Here is a 14,094-nt window from a genome sequence, read left to right as displayed (position 1 = left end):
CTTGAAGCACAAAAGTAATTAAGTATGTGCAGTATAAAAAATTAAGATTTAATAATTTGCACTTTAATTAAAACTAAGTAATTTTACGAGGATTAACTAAAATTTTTATGATGAAAAAAATACTAAGTTTATTTGCAGTTATGATGTTGGGCGTTTCGGCTATGGCACAAACTGGACCAAAAATCGAGTTCAAAGAAGAGACTATTGATTACGGAACTGTTACGAAAGGTGAAGATTCAGGATTGAGAGTTTTTGAATTTAAAAATATTGGAGACTCACCTCTAGTTATTTCTGATGTTAAATCATCATGCGGGTGTACTGTTCCAACAAAACCAAAAGAACCGATCATGCCAGGAAAAACAGGCACGATTGAAGTACAATATAATATGAATCCAGGCCCTATCAGCAAAACTATTACAGTGCAATCTAATGCTGTAAATAAAGATAGCGGTATAATTCCTTTGCGAATAAAAGGCAATGTAATTGTCAAAGAAGAAATAAATTTGATGGAGAAAAAGAAATCGCTCCCTAGTTCATAAATAAAAAATCCTGCCAATTGGCGGGATTTTTTTTATAATATCTTTTTGAGCTGAAATTTGAAGGCTATAGGAGTTGATTTTCTTTCGATATCTATATAAATCCATTTGCCTTCTTCCGATTGCAATAAGTCGTTTATTTTTTGGATGGTATATTCGTGAATGCTTCTCTTATTAATTTTGGAAATCTTATCGCCAGGCAATATTCCAGCCAAATCAGCAGGAGAGCCTTTTCTAACAGATGAAACTTCAAAGACCGGCTTCAAAGTGAATTGATATTTAAATCTGTTATCATCTATCACCTTATCTACTTTACTGCCAAATTCTGGTTTTATTTCTAGTTTTAGTGGCTCTTTGACATATTCAATTCCATTGTGCTGAATTACAATGCCGCTCATATTATAATTAAATGGCTTCAGGAATCTTGAATTTTTCTTTAGGTATAAAAACTGATCTTGATAATCAATTACAATATTAAATCGATGGAGAATTTCGCCACCAATTGAGCCATTTCTTCCATTGACAATGCCAACTCTGGGAAAAAAGCTTTCATGAGGATAAGACACTAAGGCTTCGTTTAAAGTAAAATCTGCTATTTTCACAGCTTCTACCCTCGACCTTTTTCCCATAATCGGACCATTTAATCCACGTCCCAGAATATCCTCAAAAAAAACAGCACCGGCTTTAATATGCTTGTCCTCAAACAGCCACAACCCATCACCCAAGCCGATGTCAATAAGAAGCTTTAAATTAATGGTGTCTTTTTCAATTTTTGTTGGGACATCAATATAAGGCCTGCTGTTTATAATACTAATAGGATACTTGTGGTATTTTTTAAATTTTTTCTTCTCAAGAAACTTTCTGTTTCTATGGATCGTCATTATCTTTTTTTGGTAATTGATCTCAATTGGGTATTCCTTAAAAAATGAGTATCCTAAGATTCCATTAACCGGAATGCCTAATCTTGCAGAGAAATTCACATCCTGATCCAAGACTATAAGCATCGGAAACTTATTGTCTTCAAATCCAGAAATTTTAATTTTATTGTTTTCTGAGAGTAATCCTTCAATCACTTCTTCGGAGCCAAGTCCTTTTACTTTAACTTTTTTAGAATTGTAAAATCGAAGTGTATCATTTTCAGGAAGACTGAAGATTATGGAATTATCTGCTCCCGTATCTAAAAGCATGTTCAGTTTCGCTTTATTGATTTCTACAGGAATGATAATTAAATTATAGACATGTTGAAAAGGAATTTCGATTTTGCTTTTATTTGAATGCCATTGAAAGCCTTTTTGTCCAAAAAAAGTGCATGGAGATAGCAATAGCAAAAAAACAAATATCCTTATTCTCATATTCATTTTTATTTACAATAAATGTAGTAATTTTTAGAGAATTAACACTATCATTTCTATTGCTTTGCGTACATTTTTTTCTGAATTTCTTAAAAAAAAGTCGCAAATTTGCAAACAAAACAAAAAGTCATGCCAAAAATTTCTACCAAAGGGCAGCACATGCCCGAATCGCCAATCAGAAAATTGGTTCCCTATTCAGAAATAGCAAAAAAGAAAGGCCATAAGGTCTATCACTTAAACATTGGCCAACCTGATATTAAAACACCAGAAGTTGCCCTAAATGCTGTAAAAAACACAAACATTACCGTTTTAGAATATAGCCATTCCGCTGGTTTTGAAAGCTACAGAAATAAGCTTTCACAATACTACCAAACCCATGGACTTCCAATCAATGTTGCTGATATCATAATCACTACAGGCGGATCAGAAGCTTTGCTTTTTGCAATGGGAAGCACAATGGACCAAGACGATGAGATTATTATCCCAGAACCTTTTTATGCTAATTATAATGGATTTTCAACAGCTTCAGGTGTTAAAGTAGTTCCTGTAATCTCTACAATCGATGAAGGATTTGCACTGCCTCCAATTGCAGCTTTTGAGAAATTAATTACTCCTAAAACGAAAGCAATTCTTATCTGCAATCCTGGAAACCCTACTGGGTATTTATATTCAAAAGAAGAAATACTCCAATTGGCAGAAATTGTAAAAAAACATGATTTGTTTTTGATTGCCGATGAAGTTTATAGAGAATTCATTTATGATGGAGAAGAGCACTTTTCTATTATGAACGTACCAGGCTTGGAAGAGAACGCCATAATGATTGATTCTGTATCAAAAAGATATAGTATGTGTGGCGCAAGAATCGGATGTATCGTGTCTAAAAACAAAGAAGTAATGGCAACAGCTATGAAATTTGCACAAGCCCGACTAAGTCCTCCTACCTTTGCTCAAATTGCCAGCGAAGCAGCTCTTGATACTCCTCAAAGCTATTTTGATGATGTCATTACAGAGTACAAAGACAGACGTGATACTTTAATTGCAGAACTGCAAAAAATAGAAGGTGTAAAAGTCGCTACTCCAAAAGGTGCTTTTTACTGCATTGCAAAGCTTCCTGTGAAAAATGCTGATGATTTTGCACAATGGCTATTAGAATCTTATGACCTAAATGGAGAGACTGTCATGGTGGCTCCGGCTGCCGGTTTTTATTCCACACCTAATGTAGGTTTAGACGAAGTAAGAATTGCTTACGTTCTCAAAAAAGAAGACCTCATTCGATCTGTAGAAATTCTCAAAGACGCTCTCAAAACATATAACAAATAAAAAAAGCTCCTCAATGAGGAGCTTTTTTTATGCTTATACAAATTTAATCTCTTATAAAGAAGGGTTTCTGTATCTCTTTAGAATAATAAAAAAAGGCTTCCAAGTGTTGGAAGCCTTTTTTATTATTTATCTTTTATTTATGAATTATCTCTTTAGCGAGAAGTGCGCCTTGAACTCCTTGCCCGTCCCGTTCTCCTGGTACAGGACCTTGAACCAGTAGTCGGTCGAAGGAAGCGGGCGGCCGTTCATCGTCCCGTCCCATCCAGAGCCCGCAGGGCTGATCTGCTTCACGAGCTTGCCGTAGCGGTCGAAGATGTAGATCGACGCCTCTGGCTGGCCCGCAAGGCCGATGATGTTCCACGTGTCGTTGTACCCGTCCGCATTAGGCGTGAAGTAGTTCGGGTAGTCGATCACCGATACCGGCACCGGCTGGGAATCCTGGCATCCGCCGTCGTTCCTGTCCCTCACGTACACGATGTGGTCGCCAGCAGAAACCGGCGCGAACACGTTCCCCTGCTGCCATGGGCCCTCGTCAAGCTTGTACTCGTAGTCGCCAAGGCTCGTCGGGTCTACCACTACCGTGATGGTCGCGTTGTCCGTGAAGGCGTTGGTCACCGTAACGTCCGTGATGATCGCCGCAGAGGTCGCCGTGACGATCGCAGCGTCAGACGGCTCCGATACGCAGCCCGTGGCGATGTTCGTGGCAGTCACCGTATAGCTTCCCTGCTCGTCCACCACAAGGGTGCTTCCCGTATCGGGCAGCACGCCGCCGTCTCTGGTCCACACGTAGGTGTAGTCCGCAGGATTCGCCCCATTGTCCGTAACGGCAGTGAGCGTGAAGGTATTCAGCGGGTCCAGCGTCACCGGATCCACGCAGTAGAATCCTCCCTCAAGGGTCACCTCTGGCAGCCTGTTCACCGTAAGCGGGATCGCCACTATCGCAGGGCAGCCCGTCGTGGACGTCCTGTTGATCACAAGGGCATAGATGGTCACCGTGGCCGTATGGTACGGGTTCAGGCCGGTCAGCGCGTTAGGGTTCGTGGACGTGATGCCCAGGTCCCCGTCGGCTTCCGCCTCTGCCCTGTCGTCATAATAGTGTACCGTAAAGTCTCCTGCCGGCTGGGTGCCCAGCACCGTCGCGTCGAAGGCCGTCAGGTCGAAGTCGGCAAGCCCGTCGTTGGTGCCGTCCGTATCGCACTTGGTGATCAGCGCAGGATCCGTAACAGGGTTGGCTACTGCAGGCTCGTCGACGATAAGGTCGAAGGTGCCCACGCTGTAGCAGCCTGTCGTATTGTTCCTAACGTTTACCCATACGGTCTCGGGATTGGTCGCGTTAGGATAGCTGTCAGGAAGCTCCGTTCCCGGAACTGCCGCTTCCGCTTCCGGCTGCGTATGGTAGTACGTGAAGGTATAGTCGGCAACGTCAAGGCCGTCGGCTATCACCTCTATATTGTGGCTGCTCAGCACGAAGGTGTTGGTCGATCCGCCCACGCAGGCAACGAAGTCGTCGATATCGCCGTTGTCGCCAAGGGCAGGCAGCGGGTTAACGATCAGCTCGAACCTTACTACCTGGTAGCATTTTCTTGCCGAAGGGTTGTTCGCGTTGGTGGTCATCAGCACGTATATCGTTCCTGCAGGGCCGTCATAGTCGGTCGGGTCAGGGATGGCGTTAGGATACGTGGTTCCCTGGTTTCCGTCTGCTATGGCCGTGGCTTCGTCCGTGTAATAGTAGAATGCCACGCTGGCAGGATTCGCATTGTTTCTTATGTAGCCTTCGTTTACCGTCAGGTCTATGCCTTCGGAGATCCCGTCTCCAGGCGTCCCGTTGTCGCACGACTCGATATCCTGAGGATCCGTCCTAGGGTTAGGAAGCGGCTCCACGCGGATCGTCAGGGTCGTCCTGCTCACGCAGGTAGTGGCGTCGTTGGTGATCACCACGTTCAGGGTCTGCGCCCCTGGGCTCTGGTTCGTATAGGCGTCTGCCGGATCGATCAGCGTCCCTGCAAGGGTATAGAAGGCAACGGAGTAGCCCGGAAGGCCGCCCGTAAGGTTGCCGTTCTGCGAGGTCAGGTCGAATACGGTAAACCCGTCATTCGGAAGCGCGTCGTCGCAGAGCGAGTATTCTACAGGGGCGAAGGACAGCGCAGGGTTGATCACGACCGTGAAGCTTCCCACGTTGTAGCATCCCGTGTCGGTATTGGTCACCCTTACCCAGATAGTCTGGCCGTTGGTAGCCGGATAGCTTGCCGGGGTAGCGATGGCTCCGCCGAGGCCTGCCTCCGCATCTGCCTCAAGGGTATAGAAGCGTACGGTATAGTTCCCCGGAAGCTGCGCGTCCAGAAGGTCCTGCTCCGCATGGGCCTGAAGGTCCACCCTGGTCGTGCCGTCGGCATTCGTGTCGCACACCACAAGGTCGTCGATCTGTGCCGGCACCACAGGGACCGGATTCACGATCAGCTGCAGCGGGGCTACGGAGTAGCATCCCGTAGACGGGTCGGTGGCGCGGATCCAGATGATTCCGGAAGCAAGGTTGCTGTAAGGGCTCGTATATGGGAATACGCCGTCTTCCGCGTTCTGCTCCGTCTCGTGGAAGGTCACTATGTAGGGTGCTCCGCCCGTGATCTCAGGGATGAGCGCATCGAGGTCGAACTGCTCGGTAGCGTTCCCGTCAGGATCGCAGGCCGTAGGGATCTGTGCCGGGATGTTGATCAGCGGCAGCGGCTGCACCCTCAACGTGAGGGTCGTCCTGGAGAAGCAGCCCGTAGCCGTGTTGGTCACCCCGACGATGATCGTCTGAACGGTCATGACCTGGTTCTGGTAGGACAGCGGAAGCGGGGTTCCTGCTGCCAGGGCCGCGTCGTCGAAATAGTACTGGATGTCCAGTCCCGGAGCGGCCGATATGCGCGGCTTGTAGCCCTCAAGGTCGAAGGTCTCGTATCCGTCCTGGCTAGGATCGTCGCATACAGAATATTCTGGAACCAGCCCAGGTCCCGGGATTACCGGGTTCGGGTTTACTTTCAGTTCCAGCGGGACTGCCTTGAAGCATCCCTCAGGCGTCGATACCCTTACCCAGATGATCTGGGAGTAGGGCGTCGTATTGTTGAAGTTGAAGACGCTGCCGATAGGCGGGTTCGCAGGAATGTCTGCCTTCGCGTCGGCCTCGTTGATATAGTATGCAAAGGTATAGGTGTCCAGAGGGTTCAGACCAAGGATCATGTCAGGCTCCCTGATCCCTATGTCAGGGAAGGTCGCAAGGCCGTCTGCCGTGGCGTCGTCGCAGATCTCGATAGGGCCAGGGGCTGTCGGCTGCGGCGTGCGGTTCACGATCAGGCGAAGCTGCGTGAAGGACGGGCACTGGCTTCCGCCAGGCTCTTCTACCCTCACCCACATGATATACGGCGCCTGCTCCGGAGAGGCGTCCACAAGGTTCGAGTACGGGAAGCCCTGCTTAGGGAAGGCGTTGTCGATCGCGTTCTGCTCCGTCTCGTGGTAGGTGACTATCAGCGTGGAAGGGCCGCCCGTGATCTCCAGGTCCTTGTCCGTAAGGTCGAACACCGCGATGCCGTCAGTATTGTCGTCGCACACCTCGAGCGGCGTCGGGTTGAATATTACGGGCGCTGCGATCGGGGTGATCGTGACGCTTCCTGCAAGGGCTGCCGTGCAGGACGGGGTTCCGCCGGAAACGGCGCTGGCCAGGCTGAAGGTCGTCGTCGCGGTGATTGCCTGGGTCGTGTACAGGGCATAGCCCGCACCGTCAAGGAGCACCGTGTCCGTATCGGCTCCGGCGTTCCAGGTGAAGCTCACCGTAGCGCCAGGGGTTCCCGTGATCTCGAGCTCTGCCGTCCTGTTAGAGCAGACGTTCGCAGGGCCGGTGATGACGGCCGTAGGCAGCGCCTTCACCGATACCGTCGCCTGGAGGTTCAGCGTGCGCGAGCATGGCACCGCTCCGCCCGTGCTTACCCCGAGCAGCCTGTAGGTCTGCCCTGCCGAAAGGTTTCCTGTAGGCAATGAATATGTGCCTGCCGCATCAAGGGTCGCCGTAGTGCCGGCCCCCGCGCCTATGGCATAGGTTACAGTGCCTCCGGCAGGCCCCGTGAATATGATGGTCGTGCCCGTGCCCTCGCATACCGTCGCGTCTGTAGCCGCGATGGTGCCCGTAGGAAGCGGGGTCACGGTGATGTCTATGAAGCCAGTGAGGGCTGCCGAGCATGGGACCGCACCCGTAGTGGCGACGCTCACAAGGGCATACCTGGTGTCGGCCGAAAGCACCTGGGTGATGGAGGCCTCCCCGATGGCCGGGTCCGCAGCGCTGGGCGTAGACAGCCTTATCGTCTGGGGAGCACCGCCGTTTACCGTATAGGCAACATCCGCATCAAGGGTTCCCGAGAAGTCGACCGTAGCGCTGCCGCCTTCGCAGATGACAGGAGACGCAGTCGAGATAGTCGCACTAGGGGCTGCCGTCACCTCCACCGTTACGCTGCCCGGCTGGGCCTGCGTGCAGAAGGGAGCGTCGGCAGATCTTACCCCGATAAGATCGTAGGTATGGGTCCCTGCCGAAGGAAGCACCTCGAGAAGGATATATTCGCCGGCAGCATCGAGCGTGATCAGAGGCTGCGCAGCGGTGTCAAGCAGATAGATCACCTCAGCGTTCGGCTGTCCGGTGAACCTCACCCTGGACGGGCTGCCGAGGCATACCTGGGCGTCGATCTGCTGGATCGATGCCGTAGGCAGCTCCCTTACGGTGATCGTCACCGAATCAGAGACGTTCTGCTCGCACGGAGGCGTGCTGGCCGTGGAGGCCTTTACCAGCGTGTAGGTATAGGTGCCCGGAGCTAGCGAGGCGGCGATGGCTATCGTGCCTGCTCCAGCAGCGTCAAGGGTGAGCGTCTGCTGCGTCCCCGAAGGGTCGGTGTACGTGACGATGGCGCCAGGTGTACCCTGGACGTCTACCGTCATGCCCATGCCCTCGCAGATCGGGGTGTCCGAAGTCGTGATCTGGGCGGTAGGTAAACCTCCAACAGTCACAACAGCTGTACCGGTCAATGGTTGCGTACATGTAACACCATTTGTGGTTAAAGAACCGCTAACCAAAGTATAAGAATATGAGTTGCCAGCGACAGCAACTGGAGTTGTAATAGAAGCTGTACCCGTATTTGTACCAGTACCATCATCAACTAATACAATAGTTCTAGTGGCACCTGTTTCATCTGTATATTCTATAGTCGCACCAGGAGTTCCTGTAAACGTAATGGTTGCAGTAGAATTTTCACAAATCTGAGTTGTTCCAGAAATGGTCGCAGTAGGCGTTGGTACTAAGTCCAAGTCAAAGAAATAGACAAAGTAGTTTGTAGGATCAGCAATACTTTCTGCTCTAACATAGATAATATCACCTGGTACTCCAGGGTGAGATAATACCTCTGCTGCTGTAAGTGCTGTTGTAACATCATCAGCATCAGCTTCACTTTCATGGAAAGTTATGGAATAATCCGAAGGAAGAGGATTACCTGTTTCTGCTGCAATAGCGGCATTGATGGCAGGTAATTCATCATTTAAATCAAAATTTTCCTGTAAATCATTATTTATATCACAAATAATAAGCGGTGCAATTTCCTGTGCATCACAATCTCTTAGAATAACTTTAAAAGGAATTATATAAGAGCAATTTGAAATAATATCGAGGATTTTTATATAAAGCGTCTTATCGGTAGCCGGCGCTACAAGGTCGTACCATATAGGAGCTGCTGTATTTGCCGGATCATAGAAGTCTGTATTTATAGGGGAAAGATCATTTTGGGCATTCGTTAAATCGTCATAATAATTGATTTCAAAATCATACGGATTTAAATTATCAGGTGGCCCGGGCACAAAAGTACCTAAGACAACATCGGTATTGATACCGATATTAAAGTGTCGAGGATCCGTATCTGTAGTACAGTGCTTGATATCTTTAGGAGTAAAACCTATTTCATCTTCGTTAACTCTCACAGTTGCGCAATCCGTCGCAGTAATTGGCGGAATGGCTGCATCACAGCTACCAAAAGTAGCCTTGACACAATAGGAAGTAGTTACAGTTGGACAAACAGTCAAAGTTGGACCAGTTCCTATAACAGTTCCTGGGCTTCCAGCTTCAGTCCATTCGTAAGTAACTGGAACAGCAGGGCCGTTTGGAGTAAATCTCCAAGCTTCTGATTGTGTATCCAGTACTTGCCAAGTACCTGTATTTCTATTTGGGCTGGATGGAGAATACGCTGAAGAGCCGTCTGCATTTTGAATTCCAAGCAGACCATTACCTCCGTTCCAAGCGGCACAAGAAGTTCTTCTTCTTACGTGAATCTCTATAACATTCGTAGACTCAAACAATACTATTTGATACGATTGCAATCCCGAAGCGCCACAACTTCCAAAAAGCGGCACATCTTGCCAGTTGGCAACAAATGCTCTACATGGATAGGTTCCGACTGTAAAGTAGTTAATTGTAGTACTTGCAATAGGCCCATTGGCAATATTCAAATCCTGCAACATCATAATTGCATTTTTATAAGGAGGACCATAACCTGGACCCGAAGGAATCGGATTATTAAAAGCCCATCCACTACCGCTTTCGGCAGGCACTAAAAAACTTGGTCTATACAATCCTCCTGGAGAATCCGGATGTCCCAAAATACTAAAGGTCACGGCCCCATTATCACCTATCAAACATTCGCTATATTTTTCACCATAAAAACAAAAGTTAAAAGGCACTGTTTGTTTTCCTCTAAGTGGTATTATACCCGACCATCTATCATCCGATGTGATACTCGTGATATCATTTACGTTATCAGGGCTTCTCCATACAAAAGGAGTTTGCGCCAAAGCGTAACTTGTAGTCTGCTTTGGAATACTGTTAAGAGGTGGCGAAGCGACTATAGTTCTACAATCACCAGGGTTACAACTTGGCAGTGGAGTTATAGCATTTACGCTGACACAGCCTAAATCTTGACCATAACTATTTGTTAACAATAAAGTAAATAAGAATAATAAAAGATAATTCTTTTTCATTTTTAGATTATTTTGAGGAGCGAAATTTACATAAATTTAAGAAATAATTATCTTAAATTTTGAAAATTTTTAAATTTAACATCCATGGAAATTGTTTGCCATTAATTATTTATCTTTGCAGTCTTAAATACATATCCAAAATAACATATCATTTTCAATGACAAATAATGAAGATTTTCTAGACGAAATTGGAGATAATCATATTGCTACAAATGCAAAAAATCCTTTAAGAAGTGATGCCTTTGATATATCAGACGACCAAAAAATTGAGCTTATAAAAAAAGACGTTGAAAGCATTCTTAACACCTTAGGAATGGATCTTACCGACGATAGCCTAAAAGGCACTCCAAACCGTGTTGCAAAGATGTTTGTAAAAGAAATTTTTGGAGGATTGAATCCAGCAAAAAAACCTAGCGCATCTACTTTCGAAAACAACTACAAATACGGCGAGATGTTGGTAGAAAAAAACATCACTTTATATTCTACTTGCGAGCACCACCTCCTTCCTATTATTGGCAGGGCTCATGTTGCTTATATTTCAAACGGAAAAGTAGTGGGTCTTTCTAAAATGAACCGCATTGTTGAATATTTTGCAAAGCGCCCTCAAGTTCAGGAACGTTTGACTATGCAGATTGTACAGGAATTACAAAAAGTATTAAATACCGAAGACGTAGCTTGTGTAATTGACGCCAAACATCTTTGCGTGAATTCAAGAGGAATCAAAGACATCGAAAGCAGCACTATCACTTCTGAATTTGGTGGTAAATTTAAAAACGAGGCTACCCGAAGAGAATTCCTAGATTATATTAAATTTGATACTCAATTTTAAACTGCCATAGTGCTTCAAAAATCATAAGTATGCCATTATATAAGACTCAGAATCTAAAAATATACAATTCTCTTTCTGGAGAAAAAGAAGTTTTTATTCCCTTGCACGAAGGCAATGTCGGAATGTATGTTTGCGGACCTACTGTCTATAGCAATGTGCACTTAGGAAACGTGAGGACTTTCATGTCATTTGACGTAGTTTTTAGATACTTGTCGCATCTTGGTTACAAAGTGCGTTATGTGCGTAACATTACCGACGTCGGACACGTAGTTGATGATGAAGACGAAGGCGAAGATAAGATTGCAAAAAAAGCTCGTGTCGAAAAGCTAGAGCCGATGGAAATCGTACAGCGTTATACTGTCGATTTTCATGAAATCTTAAAGGAATTCAATTTCCTGCCTCCAAGCATCGAACCAACCGCTACCGGACACATCATTGAGCAGATTGAAATTATCAAAAAAATTATTGATAACGGAATCGGTTATGTATCGAATGGCTCGGTTTATTTTGATGTCTTAAAATACAACGAAACCCATAATTACGGAATATTAAGCGGTCGAAATCTTGAAGACATGATTGCCAATACGCGTGAGCTTGACGGGCAGTCCGACAAAAGAAATCCTCAAGATTTTGCGTTGTGGAAAAGAGCCGAACCAGAACATATCATGCGCTGGCCTTCTCCTTGGAGTGACGGTTTTCCTGGCTGGCATTTAGAATGTACTGCAATGAGTACAAAATATCTTGGGAATCATTTTGATATCCACGGCGGCGGAATGGACTTGAAGTTTCCGCATCATGAATGCGAAATCGCTCAAAATGAAGCTTGTACTGGTCAATCCCCTGTAAATTACTGGATGCACGCCAACATGCTTACGCTAAATGGCAAAAAAATGGCAAAATCGACTGGAAACAATATATTGCCACGAGAAATTTATGCTGGTGGAAGTCCTTTTTTAAGCAAAAAGTATTCTCCTTCTGTAGCTCGCTTTTTTATGTTACAGGCTCATTATAGAAGCAATCTTGATTTTACTGATGATGCTATAGCAGCTTCTGAAAAAGGATTCGTGAGATTAATGGAGGCTTATGATACTATAAACGAAATCATTCCTTCGCAAAGCTCTACAATCGATATCCAGGCATGGATTGCAGCATGTTATGACGCCATGAATGACGATTTCAATACTCCTATTTTAATTGCTCAGCTTTTTGAAGCTGTCCGCTATATCAATTTATTAAAAGAAAACAAAGAGACACTTACTGCAGAAGACTTGAGTCTGCTAACGAAAGCTATGGAAAGTTTCTTGTTTGATGTTTTAGGCCTGACCAATGAAAAGTCTCTTGAAAATAATGATAAATTAGACAGTGTTGTGAACATGCTTATCGGAATGCGAAATGAAGCACGCGCCAACAAAGATTTTGCGCTGTCCGATACTATCCGAGACCAGCTGACCGCTCTTGGAATCAATCTCAAAGATGGTAAAGAAGGAACAACGTTCTCAATAAACTAACAAACGATGATGAAGCTGACAAGTTTCATCATTTTTTTTAAACAGTATTCATCTTGGGCTTAAAAAAAATACTTATCGCCCCTTTTGTCCTCCTGATTCGGTTTTATCAAGCCGGCATCTCCCCTTTTTTGCCTTCGGCATGCCGTTACGAACCAACCTGTTCGCAATATACGCTAGAAGCATTGCAAATACACGGTTTATTTAAGGGCGGCTATCTCGGAATCAAAAGAATTTTAAGTTGCAATCCGTGGGGCGGAAAAGGCTACGATCCCGTTCCCGAAAAAACGTGCGGGCACAAACATTAACGCCTTTTTTTGAATCCTATTAAAACAAATCTTTATTTTTACAGATAAATTAAGAATATAAAAATATGACTACAGCTCTAAACATGGTTTGGAATCCATCAGAAGGTATCGATTTAGGTTTTTTTGTAATTAGATATTACAGCCTAATGTTTGTAATCGCTTTTGTACTAGGATGGTATTTAATGAAAAAAATATATTTGCGCGAAGGTGAATCCATTGAAAAATTGGACACGCTTTTTATCTATACTTTTTTCGCAACATTATTAGGAGCACGCCTCGGACATGTAATTTTCTACCAATCGGAGCTTTTCCGCGAAGATTTCTGGAGCGTTTTCTTGCCTTTCAAGACAAAACCGCATTTTGAGTTTACTGGCTTTTCTGGATTAGCGAGTCACGGAGCTGCTATTGCCATTATCATTACCATGTATTTTTATAGTAAAAATATAATCAAACGTCCGCTATTGTGGATTTTGGACAGAATTGTAATTCCGGTATCTTGCGGCGCAATCTTCGTAAGGTTAGGTAATTTTTTCAATTCTGAAATTGTAGGAAATAAGACGGACTCTCCTATGGGAATCAAATTCATACGCGACAGTATCAAGCCGGATGTGGCCATGATCGAAACCAAGACAAATAATGCGAACGACGCTTACCATCAGATTGCTACGAATCCAGAATACGCCGCGATTCTTCAACAGGTAACGCCAAAACATCCTGCACAATTATATGAAGCCGTAGGTTATATCATCGTTTTCATCATCTTATATTTTGCATATTGGAAAACTCAAGCTAGAGAAAAATTAGGATATCTTTTTGGAGTGTTCTTAGTTCTTTTATGGACTGTACGTTTTGTCGTCGAGTATGTAAAAGAGAGCCAAGGTGGTATAGAAGAATCCTTAGGGCTTTTCTCCACAGGACAATGGTTGAGTATTCCTTTCATAATTGCAGGCTTGTATTTCATCTTTAGCGCAGAAAAGAAGGTGAATTCTTTATAAAAAATTCATTGTACAAAACATAAAAGAGGGCTATAATGCCCTCTTTTATGTTTATAGTAATTCTATCTTACTATCAATAATAACAAAAGTACAATCTTTAAATTACTAAATGTGCTTTTAAGGCGCTTCTTTTTATCATTAGAAAGAGTAACCCAACAACTAATTGGGCAAGCTAGCGAGCTTATACGCACTCGTAGCAATCCGAAAAAGA

General features: G+C 44.9%; 8 protein-coding genes. 6 read left to right on the top strand and 2 right to left on the bottom strand.

Annotated elements, in window-relative coordinates; genetic code table 11:
- Positions 1-110 precede the first annotated feature (110 nt).
- Positions 111-539, top strand: a complete 429-nt coding sequence (locus OLM56_RS08715; protein ID WP_182494001.1) for a DUF1573 domain-containing protein — start codon at positions 111-113, stop codon at positions 537-539.
- A gap of 32 nt (positions 540-571) precedes the next feature.
- Here OLM56_RS08715 and OLM56_RS08710 read toward each other — a convergent pair whose 3' ends face one another.
- A complete protein-coding gene (locus OLM56_RS08710) occupies positions 572-1,888 on the bottom strand; it encodes a PDZ domain-containing protein (protein WP_264526676.1) in 1,317 nt (438 codons plus the stop codon).
- A gap of 129 nt (positions 1,889-2,017) precedes the next feature.
- Here OLM56_RS08710 and OLM56_RS08705 point away from each other — a divergent pair, with 129 nt between their 5' ends.
- Positions 2,018-3,208 (top strand): pyridoxal phosphate-dependent aminotransferase, encoded by a 1,191-nt coding sequence (locus OLM56_RS08705; protein ID WP_264526675.1) that lies wholly within the window; start codon positions 2,018-2,020, stop codon positions 3,206-3,208.
- Positions 3,209-3,352: 144 nt separating this feature from the next.
- Here OLM56_RS08705 and OLM56_RS08700 read toward each other — a convergent pair whose 3' ends face one another.
- On the bottom strand, positions 3,353-8,170 hold the full coding sequence (locus OLM56_RS08700) for a T9SS type B sorting domain-containing protein (RefSeq protein ID WP_264526674.1): 4,818 nt from the start codon (positions 8,168-8,170) through the stop codon (positions 3,353-3,355).
- Between the two features lie 2,233 nt (positions 8,171-10,403).
- On the opposite strand from OLM56_RS08700, the gene folE reads away from it, so the two are divergent.
- The 4 genes from folE to lgt all read left to right on the top strand — a co-directional run bounded on the left by folE (position 10,404) and on the right by lgt (position 13,883).
- On the top strand, positions 10,404-11,075 hold the full coding sequence (gene folE / locus OLM56_RS08695) for a GTP cyclohydrolase I FolE (RefSeq protein ID WP_264526673.1): 672 nt from the start codon (positions 10,404-10,406) through the stop codon (positions 11,073-11,075).
- Positions 11,076-11,104: 29 nt separating this feature from the next.
- Positions 11,105-12,583 carry a cysteine--tRNA ligase gene (cysS, locus tag OLM56_RS08690; protein WP_264526672.1) on the top strand — a complete coding sequence of 493 codons (1,479 nt, stop codon included), beginning with the start codon at positions 11,105-11,107 and terminating at the stop codon, positions 12,581-12,583.
- A 53-nt stretch (positions 12,584-12,636) separates the two neighbouring features.
- A complete protein-coding gene (gene yidD, locus OLM56_RS08685) occupies positions 12,637-12,888 on the top strand; it encodes a membrane protein insertion efficiency factor YidD (RefSeq protein ID WP_121377686.1) in 252 nt (83 codons plus the stop codon).
- A 65-nt stretch (positions 12,889-12,953) separates the two neighbouring features.
- A complete protein-coding gene (lgt, locus tag OLM56_RS08680) occupies positions 12,954-13,883 on the top strand; it encodes a prolipoprotein diacylglyceryl transferase (RefSeq protein ID WP_121377685.1) in 930 nt (309 codons plus the stop codon).
- Positions 13,884-14,094 lie beyond the last annotated feature (211 nt).

The sequence above is a fragment of the Flavobacterium sp. N2550 genome, assembly GCF_025947265.1.
Taxonomy (GTDB): Bacteria; Bacteroidota; Bacteroidia; order Flavobacteriales; family Flavobacteriaceae; genus Flavobacterium; species Flavobacterium endophyticum.
The sequence above is the reverse complement of the archived record's forward strand: the minus strand, read 5'-3'. Positions and strand labels throughout refer to the sequence as shown.